The sequence below is a fragment of the Nonomuraea basaltis genome (genome assembly GCF_005893125.1).
Lineage (GTDB): Bacteria > Actinomycetota > Actinomycetes > Streptosporangiales > Streptosporangiaceae > Nonomuraea > Nonomuraea basaltis.
Genome location: NZ_VCJS01000067.1, coordinates 1 through 23,955, shown reverse-complemented (window position 1 = coordinate 23,955; position 23,955 = coordinate 1). Strand labels below are relative to the sequence as shown.

Annotated in this window: 24 protein-coding genes and 1 pseudogene; 9 read left to right on the top strand and 16 right to left on the bottom strand. The window is 68.2% G+C overall.

Annotated elements, in window-relative coordinates; all coding sequences use genetic code 11:
- Nucleotides 1-33: 33 nt before the first annotated feature.
- Complete coding sequence (sigJ, locus tag EJK15_RS29135; protein WP_138713672.1) at nt 34-972, top strand: RNA polymerase sigma factor SigJ; 939 nt, start codon at nt 34-36, stop codon at nt 970-972.
- A 56-nt stretch (nt 973-1,028) separates the two neighbouring features.
- Here the strand turns inward: sigJ and EJK15_RS76460 are convergent, their stop codons facing one another.
- Nucleotides 1,029-1,163 (bottom strand): hypothetical protein, encoded by a 135-nt coding sequence (locus EJK15_RS76460; RefSeq protein WP_276615439.1) that lies wholly within the window; start codon nt 1,161-1,163, stop codon nt 1,029-1,031.
- Between the two features lie 418 nt (nt 1,164-1,581).
- On the opposite strand from EJK15_RS76460, the gene EJK15_RS29130 reads away from it, so the two are divergent.
- Complete coding sequence (locus EJK15_RS29130; protein ID WP_138713671.1) at nt 1,582-4,269, top strand: ATP-binding protein; 2,688 nt, start codon at nt 1,582-1,584, stop codon at nt 4,267-4,269.
- Here the strand turns inward: EJK15_RS29130 and EJK15_RS29125 are convergent.
- Nucleotides 4,262-5,260, bottom strand: a complete 999-nt coding sequence (locus tag EJK15_RS29125) for a nuclear transport factor 2 family protein (protein ID WP_171074595.1) — start codon at nt 5,258-5,260, stop codon at nt 4,262-4,264. The two genes, EJK15_RS29130 and EJK15_RS29125, sit on opposite strands and share 8 nt — an antisense overlap.
- Before the next feature lie 278 nt (nt 5,261-5,538).
- Here EJK15_RS29125 and EJK15_RS29120 point away from each other — a divergent pair, with 278 nt between their 5' ends.
- Nucleotides 5,539-5,739, top strand: a complete 201-nt coding sequence (locus tag EJK15_RS29120; RefSeq protein WP_138713669.1) for a DUF6891 domain-containing protein — start codon at nt 5,539-5,541, stop codon at nt 5,737-5,739.
- A gap of 45 nt (nt 5,740-5,784) precedes the next feature.
- On the opposite strand, the gene EJK15_RS29115 is transcribed toward EJK15_RS29120, so the two are convergent.
- The 4 genes from EJK15_RS29115 to EJK15_RS29100 form a co-directional block, all read right to left on the bottom strand.
- Complete coding sequence (locus EJK15_RS29115; RefSeq protein WP_138713668.1) at nt 5,785-6,123, bottom strand: arginase family protein; 339 nt, start codon at nt 6,121-6,123, stop codon at nt 5,785-5,787.
- A 541-nt stretch (nt 6,124-6,664) separates the two neighbouring features.
- Nucleotides 6,665-7,948 carry a hypothetical protein gene (locus EJK15_RS29110; protein WP_138713667.1) on the bottom strand — a complete coding sequence of 428 codons (1,284 nt, stop codon included), beginning with the start codon at nt 7,946-7,948 and terminating at the stop codon, nt 6,665-6,667.
- Nucleotides 7,927-8,949, bottom strand: coding sequence for a ThiF family adenylyltransferase (locus EJK15_RS29105; protein WP_171074594.1), 1,023 nt, complete (start codon nt 8,947-8,949; stop codon nt 7,927-7,929). Before EJK15_RS29105 ends, EJK15_RS29110 begins: the two co-directional genes overlap by 22 nt.
- 698 nt (nt 8,950-9,647) lie before the next feature.
- Nucleotides 9,648-10,436 carry an SDR family NAD(P)-dependent oxidoreductase gene (locus EJK15_RS29100; RefSeq protein ID WP_138713665.1) on the bottom strand — a complete coding sequence of 263 codons (789 nt, stop codon included), beginning with the start codon at nt 10,434-10,436 and terminating at the stop codon, nt 9,648-9,650.
- Between the two features lie 72 nt (nt 10,437-10,508).
- Between EJK15_RS29100 and EJK15_RS29095 the strand changes: the two genes are divergently transcribed.
- The gene (locus EJK15_RS29095; protein ID WP_171074593.1) at nt 10,509-11,123 is read left to right on the top strand and encodes a TetR/AcrR family transcriptional regulator; all 615 of its coding nucleotides are present in this window, start codon (nt 10,509-10,511) and stop codon (nt 11,121-11,123) included.
- Complete coding sequence (locus EJK15_RS29090) at nt 11,120-11,923, top strand: maleylpyruvate isomerase family mycothiol-dependent enzyme (RefSeq protein WP_138713663.1); 804 nt, start codon at nt 11,120-11,122, stop codon at nt 11,921-11,923. Before EJK15_RS29095 ends, EJK15_RS29090 begins: the two co-directional genes overlap by 4 nt.
- Nucleotides 11,924-12,117: 194 nt before the next feature.
- Here EJK15_RS29090 and EJK15_RS29085 read toward each other — a convergent pair.
- The 5 genes and pseudogenes from EJK15_RS29085 to EJK15_RS29065 all read right to left on the bottom strand — a co-directional run.
- Nucleotides 12,118-12,510: pseudogene (locus EJK15_RS29085) on the bottom strand (SDR family oxidoreductase); the annotation flags it as partial.
- A gap of 90 nt (nt 12,511-12,600) precedes the next feature.
- The gene (locus tag EJK15_RS29080) at nt 12,601-13,275 is read right to left on the bottom strand and encodes an antibiotic biosynthesis monooxygenase (protein ID WP_138713662.1); all 675 of its coding nucleotides are present in this window, start codon (nt 13,273-13,275) and stop codon (nt 12,601-12,603) included.
- 259 nt (nt 13,276-13,534) lie between these two features.
- The gene (locus EJK15_RS29075) at nt 13,535-14,284 is read right to left on the bottom strand and encodes an SDR family NAD(P)-dependent oxidoreductase (protein ID WP_138713661.1); all 750 of its coding nucleotides are present in this window, start codon (nt 14,282-14,284) and stop codon (nt 13,535-13,537) included.
- 19 nt (nt 14,285-14,303) lie between these two features.
- Nucleotides 14,304-14,894, bottom strand: coding sequence for an NADPH-dependent FMN reductase (locus tag EJK15_RS29070; RefSeq protein ID WP_138713660.1), 591 nt, complete (start codon nt 14,892-14,894; stop codon nt 14,304-14,306).
- Entirely contained in the window at nt 14,884-15,270 is a 387-nt protein-coding gene (locus tag EJK15_RS29065) for a hypothetical protein (RefSeq protein ID WP_138713659.1), read from the bottom strand. Before EJK15_RS29065 ends, EJK15_RS29070 begins: the two co-directional genes overlap by 11 nt.
- An 85-nt stretch (nt 15,271-15,355) precedes the next feature.
- Between EJK15_RS29065 and EJK15_RS29060 the strand changes: the two genes are divergently transcribed.
- Both EJK15_RS29060 and EJK15_RS29055 read left to right on the top strand, forming a co-directional pair.
- Nucleotides 15,356-16,099 carry a TetR/AcrR family transcriptional regulator gene (locus tag EJK15_RS29060; RefSeq protein WP_138713658.1) on the top strand — a complete coding sequence of 248 codons (744 nt, stop codon included), beginning with the start codon at nt 15,356-15,358 and terminating at the stop codon, nt 16,097-16,099.
- A gap of 34 nt (nt 16,100-16,133) precedes the next feature.
- Nucleotides 16,134-16,352, top strand: a complete 219-nt coding sequence (locus EJK15_RS29055) for a multidrug efflux MFS transporter (RefSeq protein WP_138713657.1) — start codon at nt 16,134-16,136, stop codon at nt 16,350-16,352.
- On the opposite strand, the gene EJK15_RS29050 is transcribed toward EJK15_RS29055, so the two are convergent.
- From EJK15_RS29050 to EJK15_RS29040, 3 genes are all read right to left on the bottom strand, one after another.
- Entirely contained in the window at nt 16,327-16,587 is a 261-nt protein-coding gene (locus EJK15_RS29050; protein WP_171074592.1) for an AAA family ATPase, read from the bottom strand. The genes EJK15_RS29055 and EJK15_RS29050 overlap by 26 nt on opposite strands.
- Nucleotides 16,588-16,633: 46 nt before the next feature.
- Nucleotides 16,634-17,863 carry a Kelch repeat-containing protein gene (locus EJK15_RS29045; protein ID WP_138713655.1) on the bottom strand — a complete coding sequence of 410 codons (1,230 nt, stop codon included), beginning with the start codon at nt 17,861-17,863 and terminating at the stop codon, nt 16,634-16,636.
- Between the two features lie 237 nt (nt 17,864-18,100).
- Nucleotides 18,101-18,958 carry a helix-turn-helix transcriptional regulator gene (locus tag EJK15_RS29040; protein ID WP_138713654.1) on the bottom strand — a complete coding sequence of 286 codons (858 nt, stop codon included), beginning with the start codon at nt 18,956-18,958 and terminating at the stop codon, nt 18,101-18,103.
- 86 nt (nt 18,959-19,044) lie between these two features.
- Between EJK15_RS29040 and EJK15_RS29035 the strand changes: the two genes are divergently transcribed.
- Nucleotides 19,045-19,827: an SDR family NAD(P)-dependent oxidoreductase gene (locus tag EJK15_RS29035; protein WP_138713653.1), complete on the top strand. Its 783-nt coding sequence runs from the start codon at nt 19,045-19,047 to the stop codon at nt 19,825-19,827.
- A gap of 36 nt (nt 19,828-19,863) precedes the next feature.
- Here EJK15_RS29035 and EJK15_RS29030 read toward each other — a convergent pair whose 3' ends face one another.
- Entirely contained in the window at nt 19,864-20,871 is a 1,008-nt protein-coding gene (locus EJK15_RS29030) for a phosphotransferase (RefSeq protein WP_171074591.1), read from the bottom strand.
- Nucleotides 20,872-22,416: 1,545 nt separating this feature from the next.
- Between EJK15_RS29030 and EJK15_RS29025 the strand changes: the two genes are divergently transcribed.
- Nucleotides 22,417-23,217, top strand: coding sequence for a helix-turn-helix domain-containing protein (locus EJK15_RS29025; RefSeq protein ID WP_138713705.1), 801 nt, complete (start codon nt 22,417-22,419; stop codon nt 23,215-23,217).
- A 270-nt stretch (nt 23,218-23,487) separates the two neighbouring features.
- Here EJK15_RS29025 and EJK15_RS73010 read toward each other — a convergent pair whose 3' ends face one another.
- Nucleotides 23,488-23,742, bottom strand: coding sequence for a thioredoxin family protein (locus EJK15_RS73010; RefSeq protein WP_206061157.1), 255 nt, complete (start codon nt 23,740-23,742; stop codon nt 23,488-23,490).
- Nucleotides 23,743-23,955 lie beyond the last annotated feature (213 nt).

Here is a 23,955-nt window from a genome sequence, read left to right as displayed (position 1 = left end):
AGGGCAGATGCGACCGAGGGAGCCGTCGGCACCATGACCACCCGATCCGGGCCAGGACACGGCCGGCCCGATACGGGCCTGGACGCGATCATGAGCGAGCGGCGTCAGCTGATCAATCTCACGTACCGGCTCCTGGGCTCCCTGGCCGAGGCCGAGGATGCCGTGCAAGAGACCTACGCTCGCTGGTACGCCATGTCCCAGCAGCAGCAGGACGCCATCGAGTCCCCCGGTGCCTGGCTGACGACGGTCGCCAGCCGCATCTGCCTCAACCTGCTCGGCTCCGCCCGGGCCCGGCGGGAGACTTACGTGGGCGAATGGATCCCCGAGCCGCTGCCCGAACGTACGGAGTGGATCATCGGGCGGCCGGGCGGCACCACCGTCGACCCGGCCGACCGGATCACCCTGGACGAGTCGGTCAACCTGGCCTTCCTGGTCGTGCTCGAATCCATGACCCCGGCCGAACGCGTCGCGTTCATCCTCCACGATGTCTTCCGCTACTCCTTCGCCGAGGTGGCCGAGATCGTCGGCCGTACCCCGGCGGCGTGCCGCCAGCTGGCCTCCTCGGCCCGCCGCCGCATTCGCGCGTCGCAGCCTTCCGCGACTCCGGCAGCCCAGCGCGCCGGCATCGTCAGGGACTTCAAGCAGGCATGGGAAGCCAAGGACATCGACGCCCTCATCGCCCTCCTCGACCCCGACGCCACGGCGATCGCCGACGGCGGCGGCCTCGCCACGACCTTCCTGCGCCCCATCGAAGGCGGCGAGCAGATCGCGCACGCCTGGGTCGAGATCGCCGGACGGGTGCCCGGCAACATGACGTTCCTGGAGCGTACGGTCAACGGTCAGCTCGGTCTGGTGGCTCAGCAAGACGGCGTCACCGTGACGGTGTTCGCGTTCGAGGTCGCGGGCGACCGGATCAAGCACATCTGGGTAGTACGCAATCCCGAGAAACTCCGTCGCTGGACGACGGGCTGACGCGCGTCCCCGTACCACCGGTCCGCTCACAGCCGCCACCCAGCAGCGGGACACCTTCAAGGAGCGGGAACGAAGCTGGGCTCGATGCCGATCATGGTCACGCCCGTCCGCACCTCGCCCACGAACTTCTTGACCGTCGCCGCTAGAGCGTCCCAAGGTAGCGGCGAGGTCCACGCCTCTGGTGCGAGCAACGAAGTGATGGCCCTTTTCAGCAGTTCGACAATGCGAAACTTCCTCTCGGCGGGGCGACCTCACGCTCGGGTGGGGGAACGGGCCGCCAGCGTCCGCGGAGCGAACTCCAGGGTGGCGAAGTAGTCCCGCTCGGTCACCGCCGCCCCTGTTCACCACCGGGCGAGCGGCAAGGTAGAGGAGGGTCGCGGCGAAGGCGACCAGGAAGGCGCCGACCGGCACGAGGAAGGCGGCGGGCAGGCCGAACATCGAGCCGAAGATCGCCGCGACGGTCAGGAAGACGAGGCCGTTGGCGCCCGACCCGACGGTAGTGCCAGGTCACGTTCACCCGCTCGCACGCTGGGCGGGCATTTCCAGCCCTGGCCTTCGCCGCCGCTGCCAGGCCGGAGGCATGACGCGCGTTCCGCTAGATTTTCGGCCATGTTGTACGGGCGGGCTGCGGAGCAGGCTCAGGTGGATCGGCTGCTGGCGGACGCGCGGTCCGGGCGCAGTGGTGTGCTGGTGGTGCGCGGGCAGCCGGGTATCGGGAAGACCGCCTTGCTCGGCCATCTGACGGAGCAGGCCGCGGGGGTGCGGGTGCTTCACGGGGTCGGCATCGAGTCCGAGGCGGAGCTGCCGTATGCCGCCCTGCATCTGCTCCTGCGTTCCGAGCTTGACCGGATCGACGCGCTGCCCGAGACACAGGCGGCGGCGCTGCGGGGCGCGCTGGGGCTGGGCGCGGCGGCTCCGGAGAACCGGTTCCTCGTCGGGCTGGCCGTGCTCAGCCTGCTGGCCGAGGTCGCGGGCGACGGGCCGCTGCTCTGCCTGGTCGACGACGCGCAGTGGTTCGATCGGGCGTCCATCGACGCGCTGGTGTTCGTGGCGCGGCGGCTGGACGCGGAAGGCATCGCGCTGGTGTTCGCGGGCAGGGAGGAGTTCCACCCGCAAGGGCTGCCGGAGCTGTGGCTGGACGGGGTGGACCGCGACGCCGCCGTCGCGCTGCTGGCCGAGTCGGCCAGGGATCTGGCGCCGAAAGTGCGTGACCGCGTCCTGGCCGAGGCGGGCGGCAATCCCCTCGCGCTCATCGAGCTACCGTCCACGCTTACCGCGGAGCAGCAGGCCGGGCAGCTGAACCCGTTCACCACGATTCCGGTCGCCAACCGGGTGCAGGAGGCCTTCCAGCAGCAGATCAGGGCGCTGCCCAGCACGGCTCAGGCCCTGCTCGCGGTGCTCGCCGCCGACGACACGGGCGACCTGGGCATCGTGCTGCGCGCCGCCGAGTCCTTCTCCGCCAGGCTGGCGGACCTGGAAGCGGCGGAGCAGGCCAAACTGGTCACGGTGAACGGAGCCGCGGTGGCCTTCAGGCACCCGCTCATCAGGGCCGCTGCCTACCAGAACGTGCCGTTGACGTCGCGGGTGGCCGTACGGCTTGCGCTCGCCAAGGTGCTCGACGGCGGCGAGCACGCCGACCGCCGGGCCTGGCATCTGGCCGCGGCGACGACCATGCCTGATGAGGAGGTGGCGCACGAGCTGGAGCTGGCCGCGGAACGGGCGCGCACCCGTTCCGGTTATGCGGCCATGGCCGCGGCCTACGAACGGGCCGCCGAGCTCACCCCCGACACCGCCAAGCGCTCGGTACGGCTGGCCGCGGCGGCCGTGGCGGCCAGCGACGCGGGCCAGCCGACTCGCGCGGGCACGCTGGCTGACCGGGCCAGTGAGGAGATCCAGAACCCGCTGGCCCTCGCCCGCCTGATCCAGGTGCGTGCCCATCGGGAGTTCGAGCAGGGCAGCCAGGCCGCGGCCGGCGAGCTCATCATCGCCGGCGCGGAGCGGGTCGCCCCGCTGGACGCCGAGCGGGCGGCCTACCTGCTCGTGGAGGCGGTGCGCTGCGGGTGGTACGCCAGTGACCCGGGCCTGACGGAGCAGGCGGCGAAGCTGCTCAGGGCCCTGCCCGAGATCGGCTCTCCGTTGGCGAGCGGTGCGCTCGGGCTGGCCGCACTGATCAACGGCGAGCTGCAGGATGCGGTCACGCTCATGCAGGGGCTGGTGCTCGCTCCGGATCTGTCCGCGCTCCAGGTGCCGGGTCTGCTCCTCGTGGCCCAGCTGTGCGCGCCGACCGGGCGCTACGGTCAGGGCGAGGCTGTCGCGGCGCGCGTCGAGGCCGAGTGCAGAGCCCACGACATGGGTGGCTGGCTGACCGTCGCGGTGGAGACCCGGCTGCAAGCGCAGATGCTGCTCGGCAGGTATCGCGAAGCGGCGGCCAGACTGGAGGAGATCATCCCCATGGTCGGCGACCTGGGGCAGCGGAACGGATCGGTCGCGCTCACCGCACTGCTCGCATTGGCCCGCGGCGAGCTGGGTGACGAGCAGGGTTGCCGGGCGGCGGCCGCGGCCGCCTTGGAACAGGCGGGAGCGCGCGGGCTCCGAGCGGCTGAGGCGGTCGCGGTGGCCGGGCTCGGGCGGCTGGAGCTCGCGCTGGGCCGTCCAGAGGCGTCTCTGGGCATCCTGGAGAGGATTTCCCCCGCCATGGCGCCGGTGTCCGTCTTCTCCGCCCCCGACCGGATCGAGGCCGCGGTCAGGGCCAGGGAACCCGAGCTGGCGCTCGAGCCCCTGGCGTACTACCTGGACTGGGCGGCCGGCGTCTGCATGCCGTCCGCCGATGCGGTCGCACTGCGCTGCCGTGCCCTCGTCGAGGACGACGAGGATCTGTACGACGAGGCCGTGCGGGTGCACGAGCAGGGCGAGCAGCCGCACGAGCAGGCCCGCACGCGGCTGCTCTACGGCGGGTGGCTGCGTCGTGCGCGCAAGCGCGCCGCCGCCCGCGCCCAGCTGCGCGCCGCCCTGGAGACGTTCGACCGGCTCGGCATGGCGCTGTGGGCCGAGCGGGCCCGCGCGGAGCTGCGCGCCACCGGCGACGTTCCCGCAGCCCCACGCCAGGCGGACGACCCGCTCAGCGTCCTCACCGCGCAGGAGAGGCAGGTGGTACGGCTGGCCGCCACGGGCGCGTCCAACCGCGACATCGCGGCCCAGCTGTACCTCAGCCCGCGCACCGTCGGCTACCACCTCTACAAGGCCTTCCCCAAGCTGGGGATCTCCTCGCGGGCGGAGCTGGCCGCGATCGTTACCTGAGCCTGCCGTACAGCTCGATGATCTTCGCTTCGTCGGCGACGAGCGGCAGCCGGTCGAAGGTCAGGGTCCAGTCACTCGAGATGCCACTGGTGTCGCCGACGCGCTCGATGATGCCGAAACTGACCGATTCGGTCTGCCCCTTGGGCAGGAGCGTGCCGTGCCATTCCAGGTATGTCGCGCCGTCGACCTTGACTGCCTGGCCCGGCTGCAGCTGGACGTCGCTGACCTGGTCGAAGAACCTCTTCAGGTAGTCGAGCTTGCCCTGCGTGGTGCGCAGCGTGCCGCCGTTCAGGCCAGGGGCGGACAGTGGCGCGCCGGTGAGCCGTCCCACCAGGGCCTCCGCATCCTCGTTGTTCCACGCCTCGCCGCGGGCGACGAGTTCGTCGGGGTCGAGGACGGGCTTGCGGCCCTGGTCGGGGGTGCTGCCGTCGGCGACGTCGGCGAAAGGGTCGGGCAACTCGGGGTCGAGCGGCTTGAACCAGGTGTGCCGATCGTAGTAGCGGCGGCCCTGGACGACCTTGCCACCGTCGGCCAGCTGGACCCGGTAGACCGCAGGGTAGGCGATCTCGTGTCCCTTGACCGTGGCCTCGTTGTGCGCTTCGAACATCACGGCGGGACCGTTCACAGCGATGCGCGTGCCGCGGAAGCGGAAGTCGGGGACGAGGCCGAGCGTTTGGCTGATCGCCTTCCTGATGGCCTCCTCACCCTGGAGCGGCAGCCTGCTCGCCTTCGCCGGCTCCCACAGCGTCGCGTCCTTGGACCAGATGTCGACGTAGGCGCTCACCCGGTCGGGCGTGGTGACCTTGCCGAACTTGATCTGCCGCTTGATGAAGGTGCACGCGTTGGGCGACACCCAGCCGCTGATGGAGGTGACCTCCGGCCGCGCCTCCGCGCAGCCCGCTCTGTCCCAGCCCTCGTCGGTCGCCTGCGCCGGGCTCACGATCGTGCACAGCGCAAGCACCGCCCCGACCGCGAGACCCATCCCTGCCATCCGCGTCGCCTTCATGACCTGCCCTTTCGATGTTCTTTCAGGTGACACCGAAATTAGGCCGATCCTCTTCGCGGCGAATCTGTCAACGTGACGGTAGTCAGGCGTGCCGCACCAGGTATGTCACGGGAAGCGCCACTGGGTCTGGCTGTACTCGCCCTTGCAGGAGCCAAGGTTTGTCCGGGGCGATGGCCGTCCGTTGTCAGCGATCAAGTCTGGCGTGGTCTCAGGGCGGCGAGGGGAAGCCGCTAGGGGGTCCTTTCTCCACCCGAATGTGATCGATGAGCGTGCCAAGACGCTCGATCACCTGGTCGAGCTTGACGATCTCGGGACGGCTAGCACCCGCCTCGCGAACCCTCGCCGTCGCCTCCGCGTACACTTCCGCGTCGGCCCGGGCCGGCCTCCCCGCCGAAGGGAACGGCGATCCGGATCAGGCCATCACCGTCACACCGATCGACTGGCGCAGACGTCTCATCGCCTGACATCAGCCCGGCGGGTGCGAGGTCCACCGGGCAGGTGAGGCCGCACTACGACGCGGCGCGCGCGGTGAACGCGTCGATCAAGCAGCCGGTGAGGTTACGCCGTGCCTCGCCGTCCGGGTCGAGCAAGGGATTGTAGATCGTTACGTCGACACACACGACCAGGGCATCGGTGGCGGACAGCGCCACGCCGGTGTCCCGCCACTCGTCAGAGTCACGGTGGCCGATCAACGCTGCGGCCCGAGGAGTGACCAACGGCCGTACCCCGTCCACGTTCGCGATCACATCCGCACCGTAGCCGAACGCGAGATACATCTCGGAATCCGACGCCTGACCTGTCGGCGAGTCGCTGGGCGGATAGAAGTCGATGTGCGCGTCGAGAAACACACCAAACCGTAAGTGCCTCGCCGACGCAGCGCCAGCAAACTACCGAATATCACGCTGTCGTCCCCACCGAGAACCACCGGCAACCGGCCGCCCTCGATCGCGTCCGCCACCACGTCGGCCTGGCGCAGCGCCACCTCGGCCATCGCCTCGGCGTTGAGCAGCCGGCTCGGGTGAGCGCGGTCCCCGAGTACGGCGGCGCCTCCACCACCGGCCCGACACTCGCGCCGATGCCCTCGGCCAATCCTTCATCCAGCAGCGCCGTACCGAGCCGTTCGACGCCGGGTACCAGGCCCAAATTCGTACGTACGTGAATGACTTCCGGGGCGATGCGCCATCCGAATTCCTCCCTGCCGGCCGACGACCACACCCGTAGATGCCCGCCACATCCATCCCCCGTCAGACACGAGCCGATGCGGTGGTGGAGTCGTCCCAGCGACACGCTGACCTTGGCGGCCGGCCCGTCTCCTGGGCCGAACTCTCGCCCAAGGCATGCCCATGGAACCGATTTGCTACTCCAAGTAGCAAACGGCCGATCCCTGCTCTATGCAGAGCCTTGATCGGCTGAGCGGCGCCACCTGAACCAGTGCCGATGGTTTCGGACGAAGGTCACCACGAAGAGCGCCTGAATGGCGCCCTCGATGAGGAGCAGTAGCCCGGAGTCCAGCGCCAGCAGTGCCGAGCCGCCGTTGAAGCCGTCGACGATGGCACCGATCGCGCGGAACAGCGCGACGATCGCGATCGGGGCGGCGAACAGCGCGAACGCGGTGAGCGAGACTGTGGCGCCGATGATCAGGAAGACGGAATAGACGCGGGTTGCCCGCCGCTCGTGAGGTGCGAGCTCACTGGTCGGGTCCTCGATCGGGCAAGGGCGTCGGCGCAGGCGCGCGACGGTCCTCGCGCGTAGGTAACGGGCGAAGGCGAGCCCGTCGTCGAAGAGGTTGCGGGTACGCAGCAGGTCGCGAAGGACGTAGTACAGGTCCGTGCGCATGTAAACCTGGAGCTGGAAGGGGATGGTCATGAGCACTGCCACGACCAGCGCCTGGAACAGGGCCTTCGTCAGTGGCGGCAGAGCCACGTGGGCGACCAGCAGGGTCAGCGACGCCATGAGGAAGAAGTCCCAGGCCATCCCCGCCAGGTAGACGCGATACCGGGATCGTCTGGTCACGCCCCACACCCCGGTGACGTCGGTCTGGACGACGAGGTTATGCAGCCGGGTGCCGAAACCGATGCGCCCCGGCACGCCGAGTGACCGGGCCGCCATGAGATGCATCATCTCGTGCGTGCTGAGCGTCAACGACACCATCACGGTGTTGACCAGCACCGTGAGCCCGACGTACTCGCCCCAGAAGAAGTCCGTGTAGTGCGGCAGCAGGTCCGGCCTGACCGCCAGCGTGATCAGTGCCGCCCCCACGACCAGCAGCCATGCGAGCTTCATCGGCCGGCTGAAGATCCAGCTCACGTGCCGGTCGGTCAGCCACGGGAAGTGGCTGCGCGGGGCGTCCGTGGCGGGATCGGGCAGCCGGCGCTTGTCCACCGAGTCGACGAAGCCGAGCTCTGTCAGCGCCTCGACGAGTTCGGCGACGTCCATCTCCACGTCCTGCTCGGCCGCCAGACGCTGCTCCACAGCGCTGACCGGCAGCCTCTCGCGCAGGAGCCGGATCGCCTCACCGTACACGGCGGGCAGTTCGATGAACTCCCCGATCTCCGCCCTGCCCACCACCACGACATCCGGATCGTCGTCGTCCGCGCGGGTGATCAGCCGGTGGAAGCCGATGAGGCTCTCGGCGCTGATCGGCACGGCGGTCACGACGGTCCGGCTCCGCACGCCGGGCAGTCGTCGTAGTGCGGGATGTCGATGTAGTAGGAGTGGTCCCACATGCCGTAGTTCCAGTGGAAGACGCGGCCGCGGGCCTGTGCGGGCAGGCCGCCGAGGTGGTACATCACCTCGAGGGCGCACAGGTGCCCGCTGATGTTGGCGCTGGCCGCGATCACGGCGTTGGGCCGTTCCTCAGTGAGCGAGCGGCCGTGGGCCTTGAACTCGCGCTGGTCCTCCTGGCGCCGCAGGCACATCCAGCACCCGGTCTGATACGGGATCAGGGATCCGACGACGGCCATCGGCCCGGTGTAGAAGCTGACGAACCACGGCGTACCTGTGCGCAGCGCCGCGTCGTTGGTCCAGAACATGATGTCCGGGTGAGGTTCGTCCGCACACAGGATGAACACATCACACTCGTCCATCAGCCTGGCGATGTCGTCGGATCCGCCGGCCTTCACGGTGCTTCCGGTGACCTTGACCAGGCTGTTCATCTGACGTAGGCGCGCGACAGCGGTATCTATCTTGGGGCGGCCGATGTCCGCCTCGGTATAGAGGAGCTGGCGCGTGAGGTTGGCTTCCTCGATGGTGTCGAAGTCGGCCAGGTGGAGAGCCCCGATGCCGCTGGAGACCAGCCCCGCCGCCACAGCCGAGCCCGTGCCGCCGACGCCGAGCAGACAGACCGTGGCATCCTTGATCTTGGACTGGATCTCGTACGGCGAGCTACGCGGAACCGGGTCGATCCAGGCGAAGTAGTTCCTGGCCGGATCGTAGCGCTTGGCCTCGCGATCGGTGAGATTCACCGGCAGCGGCGCGCCGGCCTCCTCGACGAACCCGTTGGCGATCAGCCCCGAGATGACCTCACGTACGTCGTGCTCATCGACGTCGGGATCGGCTTCGGCGAAGGCGGCGCAGACCTCGTCGACCGTACGTGTGCCGTCCATAAGGACGATCACGCGGGCTATCGAGCCCTCCTCGTCATCCTGGATCTCGGAGGATATGCCCTGCTGCATGAGGCCGATCATGATGCGATCACCAGGCAAAGCCATGGGCTGATGAACGCGTTTGATGCGGGGGACGCGCACAAGAACCTTCCAGGTCGCAAGAGAAAGGAAGCCGGTCAGGTGTGCCCTGACCGGCCGGCGAACCCGTTAAAGATCAGCCGCCCTCACGCAGCCCGGTGGTCTCGACCTTCTCAAGCCGCTTGATCTCGAGCTTGATCTTCTTGGTGGCCTTCTTGTCGTCGGTTACCTGATCACGCTTCTCCATGCTGCCTCCCGTAAGGGTCGGAGGTCGGCTGTTGATCAGTGATCTTACCTACGCACCGATCCAGATGTAAGATCGCATTTGACACGGATCGAACGCGTTCCGTTACTCGATCCCATTTCGGCAACCTCGGGAGAGGCGTAGATCGCCACCTGTGGAACCGTTGAAACCATCTCCCCGGGTTGGAGTCGTCCTGGCTGTGCCGGGGGGGCGCAGGGCCCACGATCCGTCACACGATGCGGCGCACTCAACCTGGCCGGAACGGGTATTGCGGAATCGGCGGCATTGGAGTCTCGTGCCCGGTGAGTGTCGCGCCTGCTGGCGAGTGATCTGACTCGGCACTTTAACCGAAGCGCTCCGCGTCCGTGGGCTGTGGGGTGACTTCTGTGATGGTCATGATGTTGTTCCTTTGCTGCTGGTGGGGGTGATGGAGGAGCAGTGCCGGCTAGCGGCGGGCCATCCGGCCCATGAGGCGGACGGTCTGGCGGCGCGGCAGGAACTTGCTGGCGAGGGCGAGCGGGCGGCCATTGGTGATCACCGACGGGGGCGCGGAGCGGCGGTCGAGCGTGTCGAGGGCGGTCCTGACGACGTGGGCAGGGGTGGCTCGCTTCGTGCCGTAGTCGGCCGTCTGGCTGCCGGCGGCGTCGTAGAACTCGGTCTGCGTGGCGCCGGGGCACACGGCGAGGACGCGTAGGCCGGTGTCGTGGTTCTCCTCCCAGAGCGATTCGGTGAAGCTGAGGACGAAGGCCTTGGTGGCGCCGTAGACGCTCAGGTACGGGGTCGGCTGGAAGCCCAGCAGGCTCGCGACGTTGATCAGGATGCCGGTGTCGGCGGAGGTCAGCGGGTCGATGTAGGCGCGGCTGAGGTCGACCAGCGCGCTGATGTTCAGCGCGATCATGCTCTGCAGGCGGTCTGGATCCTCGTCGGTGAGGGCGTTGTGGGTGGCGAAGCCGGCGTTGTTGACGAGTCCGGTGGCGTAGATACCGCGGGATTCGAGTTCGGCGCGCAGCGTGCGGCCGGCGTCGGGCAGGCCGAGGTCGCGGGCGATGACGGTCACCGTGACGCCGTGGGCGCGGGTGAGTTCGTCGGCCAGCTTCTTGAGCCGGTCCGCCCGGCGGGCGACGAGTACGAGATCCGAGCCGCGACGGGCCAACTGGCGCGCGAATTCCGCGCCGAGCCCGGAGCTCGCTCCGGTGACGATGACGGTCTGGCGGCGATAGTCGATTTCGCTCATGGCTGCACTCTACGCACGCCGTTGCACTGAATGCAAGTTGTTGCATCGCATGAAGAAATGTACCATCGGTGCATGGCTCAGAAACCGGCACCTCTTCGGGAGCAGACCCGCTCGGTGGTTCGCGCCCTACTCGCCCGGACCGCCCTCGAACTGTTCGCCGCCAAGGGGTGTGACGACACGACACTCGAGGAGATCGCCGCCGCAGCGGGTGTCTCCAAACGGACCCTGTTCAACTACTTCCGCAACAAGGAAGACCTCGCGCTCAACGGCCTGTCCGAGCAGGGCGAATCGATCGCCGCGCGGCTCGCCGAGCGCCCGGCCGACGAGGACCCGTGGACGTCGCTGCGTGCGGCGTTCCAGGTGCTCGAGGAGATAGACCTCACGGCCGAGCGCCGGCTCGAGATGATCACGCTGCTGTTCGGCAATGAATCCCTGCGCGCCGGGCACGCCGAGAAGCAGGCTCGCTGGCAAGACCTGTTCGCACCGCTGATCGAGCCACGACTGCCCGACTCCGACCGCCGCGCCCTGCAAGCGCGCGCGATCGCGGCCGCGGCGATCACCTGCCTTCAGGCAGCAACAGAAGAGTGGATGCATCTGGGCGGACAGGTCGACCAGTTCGACCTCTACGACGCGGCCGTGCAGGCGATCCGCCGTCCCGCCTCACAACCAGAGAAGAAGATGACATGACCGATCGCCTGCCCGCGGCGGATCTGCCGAACATGGCCGCCGCCCTCCGCGCCGAACGCGCCGAGATGCTGAACCTCACCGGCAGCCTCACCGACGACGAATGGACCGCGCCCAGCGCCGCAGCCGGATGGCGCATCGCCGACATCGTCGCCCACATCGGTGCGACGGCGCGGAGCTTCTACACACCCGCCGGGCTGCGCACGATCTTCGCCGCCAGCCTCGAACAGGTGAACCAAGACCCCGTCGACCGGCGGCGAGACTGGAGCCGTGCCGATGTGATGGCCGAGTACCAGCGCGCCAGCCGGCGAGCCACCACGCTCCTCGACGTCGTCAGACGCACGCCCGCCACCCGAGTGCGGATACCGCTGGCCGAACTCGGTCGCTACCCCATGGGTCTGATGATCGGCGGCGCACTCGTCTTCGACCATCACACCCACCTGTGCCACGACATGGCCCCAGCGCTCGGCCGGCCCGTGCCGCCCACCGATGCAGACAGGATGCGCGCGGTCCTGACGTGGATGATCGCCGTACTGAGCAATCAGGTCGCGCAGGCGCCAGTCGCCGGGCTCGACGCCCGCGTCGCACTGACTCTCACCGGCCCCGGCGGCGGGACCTGGTGGATCGACGAGGCAGGCGGCCTGGCTCCATCCACCGGCGCGGTCGCCGCGCACGTCACCGCCCCCGCGCTGACCTTCCCCGACTGGGGCACGCAGCGGTCGTCCTGGCGGGACAGCGACGTGACGGTCACCGGCGACACCGAGCTCGCCGCCCGCTTCCTCGACACCGTCAACGTCATCTGATCAGGGCACGGGAAGCCCGCCTCCCAGACAGCCCCGGACCGCTTGTCCGCTACTTCTGGTGGTGCGTGTACCGCTACGGCCGCGAGGTCCCGCTCGTGGAGGAGGGTCATCGCCGCCTCTCCGTAGGCGCCACGCACGACGTCGCCGGCGCGGATCTGGGTCAGCCATCGCCGGGTGTTGGTCGCGAAACTATGTGGTCGCAAGAACGTCCATTCCACTCCGGAATGCTTGATCGCCCGCTCCACATCGGCGTGGAGCTGGGCAATCGGTCCGCTCTGCTCGGCGAGGTCGTCGCGAATCGCCCCCGAGGAGAGGAACACGACCCGTTGCGCGTGCTTCTTGACCACATCCATGGCCGCGGGCGCGAGCTCGGCGGTGGGGAGAGGCCACATCATGAACACCGCGTCGACATCGCGCATCCCGGCCTCAAGGGTCTCGGGCGCGCTAAGGTCACCGCGCACGACCTCGACGCCGTCGGGCAGGTGAGCCGACCTGGGGGGATCGCGGGTCAACGCCCGTACGTTCACGCCGATGTCCAGGAGTTGGGACAAGACCTGCCCGCCGACGTTGCCGGTTGCCCCTGTCACCAAAATCACGATATCCACCCCATCGTTCCTGTCAGTAGCAGGTGAAGGGCCCGCTCGGTTCGAGCCTGGGACGCTGAGTTGGTCGGTGTCTCATCCATGCGCGGGCTGTCCCGTCGAAGGCGAGCCGGCGGCGCTGCGCAGCAGGCGGTACCTCGTGAATCCGCCGGACTTCACGCCCGGGAACTCCTGAACGGCGCGCCATTCGGGCGCGGTCCCCACCGTGCCGCGCCCGGATCTCGCCAGGGCGTCGCGATGGGAGTCCTCATCGATCCACTCGGCGTAGTTGAGTATCCGGGTGCCATCGGTGCTCAGGTGGAAGTGGGCGGAGATGCCGCCGGGGTGCGGCTCGGTCTCGGCCGCCATCGCGTCGAGAACGGTGTCGACCCATCGCTGCTGCCGCTGCGGGTCCGGCCCTTCGAGCTCGACGCTCACCACCACGATGCACCCAGGGACCGGCCGGTCGTCTCGGCCGATGCTGCGGTACGGCCGATACTCGATCGGCTCGGTGTCGGTGATTGCGGCGACGAACCGGCTGTCAGCCTCTCCTGCGCACTGTGCGTAGGTCAGGACGGTATCGCCGTCGGTGCTCACCAGGGCGTTGAACGAGATGGTCTGCGGTGGCCACGGCAGGCGCTCCAGCCGGGCGAACATCTGCTCCACCTTGGTTTGCCGGCGCCCGGGAACGTCGGCGTTCCATTGGGTGACCAAAACGGCGCCCACGTCATGTCTGGCGAGGTCGGGCATCCGGTCGCGATCGTGGATCATTTCTTCTCCTCACTTGCACGCATGGGTGAATCAGGCCACGTACGGGTGGCCGGACGGGGCCGATCGCAGCGCGCGGCCCGTTTTCGGAGGAACCCTGAGCAGCCGGCGGGCTGCACCTGATTTGAGCGCAGCCCGCTCGGCCGACGCGACGCGCGTTGGCCGGGCTCTCAGCCTGTTCACCGGCCCGTCATGGTCGCGGCCGGGTCGGCCGGGACGATTCCAGAGCCGCTGACGCGTCCCTTTCCCATCGGGTGATGGATTACATGGTCGTCCCGCCCGAGACGTCCAGGCGGTGCCCGGTCACGTAGCGGCTGTCGTCCGAAGCCAGGAAGGCCACCGTGCCGGCGACGTCCTCCGGCGTGCCCAGCCGGCCCAGCGGCGTCAGCGACGATAGCCAGGCCAGGGCCTCTCCGACGAGGCGTCCCTGGTGCATGTCGGTGTCGATGACGCCGGGCGCCACGGTGTTGACCGTGATGCCACGCGGCCCGAGCTGCTTGGCGAGCGCGGTGGTGAGCACGTCGAGCGCCGCCTTGGACATGGCGTAGTCGATCGCCCCGGGCATGGCCGCGCCTCGGGTCAGCATCGTGCCGACGGTGATGATCCGGCCGCCGTCCCGTAGCCGCGGCAGTGCGAGTTGCGTGATGAAGAACGGAGCGGTCGTGTTGACCGCGAACAGTCGCTCGAAGCCCTCTCGCGTCACGCCGTCGATCTCGGCCTGGTCGCCGAGTATGCCCGCGTTGTTGACCAGGATGTCCAGCCCGTCGGCGTGGGCGTCGAAGCCGGCCCACAGCGTTTCGGCGTCTGCCGGTACACCCAGCGCGGCCTGGACGGCGAAGGCCTGCCCTCCGGTCTCTTCGATGGCCGAGACCGTCTCCTCGGCCGCCGCCTCGTTGGTGCCGTAGTGGATGGCGACCCGGGCGCCCTCCCGGGCGAGCCGGGTGGCGATGGCTCGACCGATTCCCCTGCTGGCGCCGGTCACCAGCGCCGTCTTGCCGGTCAATGTCGTCATGCTGATCATGCCTTTCCCGTTATGCGTTGTAGGGGGTGGTGGTCTTGGCGTCGCGAAGCACCCGTGCCCACCAGCTCACCTGGTCGAGGAGGGTCTTGGCGGCCGTGGCGGGCCCGTGCGGATCCTTGGGCCGGCCATCGGGACCGAAGCACTCCCACGTGCCGTGAAAGCTCACCGTGTCCCGGGTGGTGACGGCATGCAGCTCGGCGAAGACCGCCCGCAGGTGCTCCACCGCGCGCAGGCCGCCCGACAGGCCGCCATAGGACACGAACGCCACCGGCTTGGCGTGGAACTGCGCGTTGTGCCAGTCGATCGCGTTCTTCAACGCCGCCGGGTAGCTGTGGTTGTATTCCGGAGTCACCACCACGAACCCGTCGGCGGCCTCCAGCCGCGGCGTAAGGTCGCTCAGAGCCGTCAGTACCTGCGCCGGCGGGGACATGGACGGGGCAGCGGCGCCGATCGGCACGTCCGCCAGATCGATCAGGTCGACCTCGAGGTCCGCGCGGCGGGCCGCCTCGTCGGCGAACCAGGTGGCCACGGTGGGCCCGAACCGGCCGTCACGGACGCTGCCGACGATGACGGCCAGCCTCAGCGTCGTGCTATTGGACATGGTCTCTTCCCTTCTTCTGCGCGGCCTCTTTCAGGGCCGCGAACAGCGTGTTCTCGGTCTGGGATCCGGCCAGCGGAGGCAGTCCCTCGATCAGGAAGACCGGGACGCCGGTGACGCCGAGTCTGCGTACCCGGTCGAGTTCGGCGCGCAGTTCACCGGTCGGAAGCCGTCCATTAGAGATCGCCAAGCTTCCCCATATCGGCGTCGCGGCGGCCATGCAGATCAGGTAGGCCGTCGCGACCCAGGAGAAGTACTCCAAGCCACCCAGGTCACCCACGATCGTCGGCAGGGCAGGCCCGAGCATCATCCCGTCCAGCGGGGCTGTGATCATGCCGAGCATCACCCCCATCAGGCCGATACCAAGAGATCGGTTCACGCGCTCCTCCAATCGCGTACTGCGTACTCGAAATAGGACCATAGCCATTCAAGTACGATGTACGCAAGAGAGCGGAGGATGCAGGATGTCCGATGAGGAACTGATCAGCATCTGGATGCGGCCGGAACGCGTGGAGCGCTCGGGGCCCGGGCGGCGGCCCGGCTACAGCCGGGAGCAGATCACCCGGGTGGCTGTCCGGATCGCCGACGCCGAAGGGGTGGAGGCCACGACCATGCGCCGGATCGGGGGCGAACTGGGCACCGGTGCCATGTCCCTCTACCGCTACGTCCCGAGACGAGACGACCTGCTCGACCTCATGATCGACATGGTGATGGGCGAGCTCGATCTCCCCGAGAAGCCGTCCGACGACTGGCGCTCCGGCCTCTCCCTGGTCGCCCACCAGATCCGGGCCGCCGGCCTGCGCCACCCCTGGCTGATCGCCCTCCTCAGCGGCCGCCCGACCCTGGGTCCGAACCTGCTGCGCGTGCACGAGTTCGCCCTGGGCGCCCTCGACGGGCTCGGCCTCGACGTTGACGAGATGACCGGCTTCGTCGGCATGGTGAACGACTACGTCCACAGCGCGATCCGCCGCGAGATCGGCTGGCTGGAGGAGGCTCGCCGTACCGGCCTGGACCCGGAGCGCTGGAAACGCGACTACATCGGCCCGTACGTGCGCCAGATCGTCGCGTCGGGCGCCTATCCCCTCTTCAGCCGATCCGTGCTGGAATCCAGGACCGCGCACCTTGCCCCCGCCGAGCGCTTCCAGCACGGGCTGGATCGTGTGCTCAACGGAATCAGCGCGCAAATCACGTCTGACATCCCTCGATGATCGGGAAGGCTCTGCTCCTGATCCCCTTCGACGAATGGCCGCGGCCGCCGGGACGGCGTTCGCCATCGTCGAATGGCGACAGTCCAGGCCGGTGCTGCCCGTCCGGCTCTTCGCCGACGCCCGCTTCGCGACCGTGAACGCAGCTTCGGTCCTGCTCGGCTTCGGCGCGAACGGCGCCTTCACCCTGCTGTCGCTGTACTCGGGCAGGCGGGTCTGGGGCCCGTGCTTTACGCGTCGATGGGACGCAGTCTGAGTTCTTGGTCGGCGGCGAGTGCGAGGAGTTCGTCGTCGTGGCTGATGAGGACGACGACCGCGCCGTCGTCTGCGAGATCGCGCATGACCTGGGTGATGGAGTGGAGGTGGCGGCGGTCGACGCCGGAGCTGGGCTCGTCGAACACGACGATCCGGCGGGCGCTGAGCCGGGCCGCGGCGACGACGAGTCGCTGCTGCTGGCCACCGGAGAGGGAGAGCGGGTGGCGGTCCGTCAAGGCGGCGACCCCAGCTCGACGACTCGGGCGGTCAGTCGCTTCACGCTCAGGCCGCAAGAAGCTCCACCGTCATCCCCGTCGCGTCATCTCCGCTGACGGAGCCGTCGCAGCCACGTCCGCCCCACATCAGCAGCTGGTTCCCGGCGATCGCTGGAGTCATCCCGGTGGGGCATCCGCCCGCGAACGCGACCGCCCTCGACGCCGACCGCAATCGAGCTGTGCGAGAGTCGTAGACGGCGACACCGTACGACGATGCCGACCAGATGCGGTTACCTGCTATCCACAGGCGCTTCGGTGCCTCATCTCCGTGCAGTTCGGCTTTCGAGCGGAAGACCGGGGAGGAGAACCGGCCCACCTCGCGCCATCGGGTGCCGTCTCCCAGCTCGACGATGCGGCTTCGGCGGCCTTCGTTGAAGACCCCTACCAGCCCGGTCCCGCCCTGCAGCAGCCCCGCGGAATTCACGCTTGAACCCAGTGGCAGCGTCGTTGCCGGTTCGAGGCGAGCCAGGTCGCGGTCCAGTCGTCGCGTCGCCAGAACCCTTCTGGAGGGGTCGAAGGTGAGCACGACGACCCCTGCGCTGTCGGCCACTATGTCGACGACGTGCACCCCGCCAGCCTTGATGGAGCGCCACCGCTCGTGCTGCCGGTCGAAAACCAGCAGCAGCGGCGTGGCGGGTTCGCCCACCGGGATTTTGTATCGAGCGGGGGCGAAGATGATGCTGCCGCCTTGGACGAGCGGCTCGGCCGCAGACAGCTCCGAAGGCGCGTCTGGGAGGGCGCGCCACGCATTCCTCCGAGGGTTGTACGCGGCGCCGTCGTGCAACCGCTCTGGTGCGCTCCCGCCCCAGATGAGCAGCTCCGCGCCGCTCCACACCGCCAGGTGATCGCTGCGAGGCGAGAGTGGCGCCTTGGCCATCACCCGCCACGACCGGGTGCCCGGACTGTACAGCGCACCGTCGGCGAGATACCGGGATCGCGCCTTGTCGCCGTTCCATCCGCCCCATACCGCCAACTCGCTGCCCGTCCAGGTGGCGGAATGGCCGGTCCGGGCGGCGAGCGGCGCTTTCGGAAGCGGAGCGGGGGTGACGTGCAGTTCGTCGCCCTCAGAGGGCTCCTCACCCTGATCGAGGAAGGCGGCGCCACCGACGAGAATGCCTCCGGCTGCCGCGGCGCCAACGGCCAAGAGCTGGCGACGGGTCATCGGTCCGCGCATATGTCCCACCTCCAGGCCGCGCGAGGTCCATCCAGGATCGTTATCGTCCGTATCCAGATGCATTCACCAGGTAACCGCCGTGGGTCTGCCAGACTGGCCGCAACGGACTGATCCACCGCGTGCCCGGCCGCAACCGCTACACCCTCACCCGCGACGGCCTGATCTTCGCCCACCTCCACCCAAGGTCTACGACCGGGTCTTACGACCCTTGATGGCCATCGACCGGCCCAACGCCCCACCCGAACTCCGCGACGCCCTCGCCACCATCCTGGAGAGAGGCATCCGTCGTGTCCGGCTCCGTCAGAGTGACCTGCTCGCCTTGACGTACTCGGCTCCGAGGACATTCAGAAGAGCAAGGGCCTCGGCGCCAGGGGATCCTGGCGGCGCGCTGTAGAGCACGAGGTGCTGGTCGCGGTCCGTGAGCGTGAGCGAGTCGCAGTCGACGGTGATCTCCCCGACGACCGGGTGACGGAAAGTCTTCGTGAGCATCGGCGCAGCCTGCACGTCGTGCCGCTCCCAAAGTCTGGCGAACTCGGGGCTGGCATCGCGGAGCTCCTCGACGAGGCCGGTCACCGCGGGGTCGGACGGGTACCGGGCGAGGGTGGATCGCAGCTCCATGACGACGTGGTGCCGGAACTCCGCGGCGTCGGAGATGCCGTAGAGCGTCGCGTCGGGGCGCGCCAATGGGAGGAAGGCGCGGCGCGCGAGATTGCGGTCCTTGGGGGCGAGCTCGGCGAAGTCCTCCATGAGCGCGGCCGCGAGGTCGTTCCACGCGAGCACCTCGAACGCGGCGGAGATCACGAAGGCGGCCGTCTGCGGCAGCCGTTCGAGGAGCGTGAGGATGCTCGGGCGGACGTCGCGCCGATGCAGTCCGGTACGGCTCGGCGCCGTGCCCGCGAGGATGTGGAGGTGATCGGACTCGGCGTCGGTGAGCCGCAGCGCGCCGGCGATCCCGGCGAGGACCTCGCCTGAGGGTCGCGGCGCCCTGCCCTGCTCGAGCCGGACGTAGTACTCCGTGGAGATGTGCGCGAGGACCGCCACCTCCTCGCGGCGAAGACCCGGTGTCCGGCGTCGTGGGCCCGAAGGGAGGCCGACGTCCTGCGGCCGGAGCCGCTCGCGTCGGCTACGGAGGAACGCCCCGAGTTCCTGTTTGTCCATACCCCAAGTGTGCACGCTGCGCGGCGTCGGATCCTGGTACAGCCTGTGCCTGCATCCGGCCTGGAGGCCGGCCTGACACTGTCGTCATGACGAACAACATCGACATCACACCCATCGGCCTGCTCACCGGCAAGGTGGTGTTCATCACCGGCGCCAGCCGCGGCATCGGGGCGGCCGCGGCCCGGCTCTTCGCCTCCGAGGGCGCCGCCGTCGTGCTCGCCGCCCGCAGCACCGACGCCCTCCAGCGGATCGTCACCGAGATCCGCGCCGGCGGCGGCGTCGCGGATGCCGTGACCGTGGACCTCGCCGACCGTGCGAGCATCCGCGCCACGGTCGACCGCGTCGAGGAGTTGCACGGACGGCTCGACGGCGCGTTCAACAACGGCGCGGCGATCCAGCAGCCCGGCCCGCTCGACACGACGAGCGACGAGGACCTCGAGGAGCAGTTCGCGGTGAACTTCCGGGCGCACTGGACTGCCATGACGGCCGAGGCCGCGCTCATGCGCCGGGGCGGTGGCGGGGCGATCGTCAACACCTCCAGTATCGGCAGCCGCCGCGCGAACCCCGCCCTCCCCGCGTACGGCGCGATGAAGCGCGCGCTCAACAGCATCACCGAGACTGCCGCCGTGACCTGGGGGCGGCAGGGGATCCGCGTGAACGGCATCACCCCCGGAGGCACCGCCACGGAGATGATCGACAGGTGGGAGGCGGTATCCCCGGGCATCGTCGAGCGCAATAACGCGGCGACCCCACTCGGCCGCCTGGCCGAGCCCCGCGAGGTGGCCGAGGTGGCCGCGTGGCTGCTCAGCGACCGGGCCTCGATGGTGACCGGCGCGATCGTGCCGGTCGACGGCGGCGCCGGCGCCTGACAGGGAGAGCCCGGGCAAGCCGTCGCCGTAACCCCGTCAATCGTCGAGAGGGCCGGCGAGATCAGTATGCGGCAGCAAAGAGGTGCCTGAGATGGGCGGCTGGCGGACTGTCCCAGGCGCCAACCATTCCAACGGGTAACGCGTGATGTCCACGGTGAGAAGATCCGCGAGGAAGGCCGCTTGCCGCGGATCGTCCCAGTCGCCGACCTCGCCCCCGTTGACGGCCGTCCACACTCCCCACTCCAGCAGCATGTACGTGAGAGCGGCCGGCCACAGTTCCCGCTCTCGCACCGTCAACCGCACGTGCCCAAGGTAGGCATCGCGGAAGGCGGCCCATTCCATCTCGTCGAACAGCCTCGCCGGACGATCTGGCAGGTCGTTGTGGAACAGCAGCACGGCCAGGGCCAGGTCGAGCAACCTCGGCGCCCGTTCCCCGTTATCGGGGTCGACCAGTACGGGTCCGGCCTGGCTGTACACGAGGTTGACGGCCTTGAAGTCCATGGTCACATCGGCCACTGGCAGGTCGGCGTCGCGGATGGCCGGGAGGGTGGTCGCCATGAACGACCGCAGCAGCGGCTCGAACCGACCGAGCACCTCCCCTTGCAGGTCCGGCCGGTAGGCCTTGAGTACCTTGTCGAGACCCGTGACGTCCTCCTCGACCGACTCCTCGTCGTGATCAGGCCACTCGAAGCCGGGCAGACCGGTTGAGCCTTCGGCGTTACCGGCTACATGCAGGCGCCCCAGCAGGTCGCCGGCGGCGCATATGTCCGCCGGGGAGCCGTCGTAGGTGCGCCCATCGATCCACGGATAGGCGACCCAGTCGTACCCGCCGATCCGACGTGGCCCGGCCAGCGGCGTCACCACTGGCACCCCCACGCCCGCAAGGTGTCGCACCCACCTGCCCATGGCCTCGGGCGAGTGGGTGCGCTTGACGGCGACGGCCACTCCGCCGATCACACCGCGGAATACGGGTGCGTAGAGATATGTCGACTCCTGCGGCTCGATCCCGAACCGCCGGAACACCTCGGAGTAGTCGTCCGTCACAAGCTTCGATCCTAGAGGGGGCGTAAGCATTTATTCGACGAATTTTTGGAGCACCACACTAGCGTTAGTCCGTTGAATCAAGGTGGGTGGTAGAGGTGTAGGCCTTGGCCTGCGGTAACGGCGTCGATGAGGGCTTGTAACTCAGGCGGTGGGGGCGCTTTCGACCATGCGGAAAGCGACAACTTCATCCACGCCGACGACCAAGGGCTGATGCGAGCCATCGTGGCCGGGCGGCGTGCACCCGGACCATTACCGCCCGGTCCTATGTGCCCGCCCTGTAACCGCTCAGACGCATCACGCACTCCTTGAGCATGGCGGCTGTGACTTGCGGCCGCCGCGGTCCCCTTGCCGTTGACATAGAAGTCATCCCCTGACGATGGGCGTTATTCTGGGCGGGAGCCGTCCTCGGGAAATCCCGGCCTCCACGGAGTCGGAGATCCGGTGCGTTGAGGTGTGTGCGGCGTGGCTGCCGAGGCTCGTCGCCGTCGGGTCCTGTTGTGGTGCCCCGGCTTCGGCCACCTGCTCATCGACCTGGCCGTGGCGACCGGCAAGCGGCGCGAGCAGCGCTACTGGGACGCCGCGTACGACTACGCGCTGTGTGGCCGATGCCACCGCCGCATCGGCCACACACCACGTTCACCGATCAGGACCTGTTACATGTCTTCACGAAGAAGATCGGGCCCCATTTCACAACGGGCTTCCCGCCGGGCGCGATGCTGCGATCTACGCTCTGATTCCTGTCGAGGAGGTGCACCCGCAACGATCCGTGATTGTGCGTGTGGAAGCGCCCCTGGAAATCGTGGAGTCTGAACGTGCCGCACCCGAACATCTTGTATGCCCGATACGTATTCCTCGGCGGATAGTATTGGATGGTGCAGAACGAATCACCGCAGTTGCCGCGCCGGTGAACCCATTTTCCCGCACGTATGAGACCCAGACGGGTGTGCGGGAAGTCCGCGTGCTTTACTGATCCTCCTCTAATAGGTTTGACGTGCGGGACGCGGGCCGCCTGGTTTCGCTCGGCCGGCTGCGCCGCGTTTCGCTCGGCCGGCTGCGCCGCCGCCGGATGCGCTCCGGCCGAAAGAGCCGAGAAGAGGGCGGCAATCGCCGTCGCCGACGCCAGCACCCCCCTCAGAGGCTGTCGTCCTGCTTTGATCGCTGTACGCATTAAACGGTACCTCTTTCTTGCTGAGCTTGCGGACGTCCAGCATTGTCGCTGGCGAATTTCCTTTTCCTCGAAACGTCCGAAATCATTCGCCTTTCGATTGGGAATCTTTCTCCACCTGTGACTCTCCAAGCACCTGCGACTCTCCAAGTCACAGGGCTCCTTCTCAAGTCGCAGAGATCCTTCCTCGGCGCTTGCCGTTTCCCTGCAACAGGTACCTTCGCAACTGCGAAAAGCGCCTTGCAAGAAAGCGCGTCGAGATGGGATGGTGGGATTGGTTTCCGGCTGTAACCTGTGTCTTCGCCGACCGGCTGGGATACGGGTGGGACGCTGGAAACGGTGCTGATACGAAGGTCGCATGGTCGTACGGGGGTCACGTGATGCGATCAAAGGAAACCGAGCGGTTCGCCGCCCAGATACGGGCACTCAAAGATCGCGCCGAGATCAGCTTCGAACAGCTGGCCCAGCGCACCGGAATCAGTAGTTCAAGCCTTCACCGCTACTGCTCAGGAACCAAGATTCCGACCGGCTACGGCGCGGTTCACACATTCGCGAAGGCATGTGGCGCGAGTAACGAGGAATTGCGGGAGCTACATCGACTGTGGGCACTCGCCGATGCGTCACGATCATCATTAACCGCGCCCGACGAAAGAGCAACGAACGTCACCGACAATGAGCACATCGCAACATCATCAGCATCGTCCGCGGACACACCCGTACCGCCACAACACCCGCACCGCCGTCGCCCACTAGCGCTCGCGACCGCGACGGTCACCGTCCTGACGGCGATGGCCGCAATCGTGATCGCCTCGCTGAATTTCGTTGACGGACCGGACACGTCCGTGGTCTCGGACTCCGGCGCCACCGCCCGCATGCGGGTCTTCAACATCGAGGAACGCTGCAGGAACCGCAGCGACAGAGCCCCAGGCTGCAGCATCGGCCTGGCGATCAACCCACGGCTGAACTATGACGCCCAGAATGTGGTGAGCTACCGCGTGTGGCATGACGACACGTTGAACGCCGACTGCGTCCTCTACGACGGCGACGAGGTCACCGACGAAATCGGCACCAAAAGCACCCGCTGGTACCGAGTCCAGTTGAACGACGTACCCCGCGGCCACGCATGGCTGTCCGGTATACGCACCCGCGACAATCCGGCACTGCCGACATGCGCCCTATGACCTCGCTGAGCTGAGCGGTTGCGGACACGGACCTTGATCGGCCGGCCGTTCTCTGCCCTGGTCGATGCGTCAAGCGGTGCTGAATCAGCAAGTCGTGTGGGCTCTGCTCCTCCGGCCGAAGACCATTTAGCTAAACTGCCGGCTCGGGGCGGTGGATGCCGCGTGGGCGGTAGCCGAGGGCCTACCGCGCGGACGAGCCGCCCACGTACCCGAACTGGCGCCTGGCCTCCTCCGCAAACCGGGATGCGCCGGCTCGCTCAAGCGCCGACATCAGTCCCCAAACCGTTCTCGGGTCGCGTTGAAGATCACCAACGCGTCAGCGCCCGCACACACGGCGACGGCCAGCTCCGGTGCGTTCTCGAGCTGCACCGTGCCCACCTTGAGCCGGTCCGCCTGCTCGGCTGCGACCTCCTCCAGCACCGGGGCCAGCGCCTTACACGGGCCGCACCCCTGCACCCGGAAGTCCACCAGGAACGGCTGTGTTCCTGCGCCGGCCAAGTCATCATCGAAGCTGTCCGTGATCAATGCGATGGGTGTGGCCGTGTGTCCTGAACGCGAAGGAGAGTTCGATGTAGGAGAGCGATCTGGAGCGATGCTGCTCGGATGATGAAGGTCGTGGCCCTTCGAAGTCGCCCTGCGGAGGGAGGCTTCAAACCGCCTCATGCTGCGTTGGCTGAAGACCGTCGTGGTGAGCGATGAGGAAAAGGCGTCCGTGATGGCGTCAGGTGGGGACCGGGA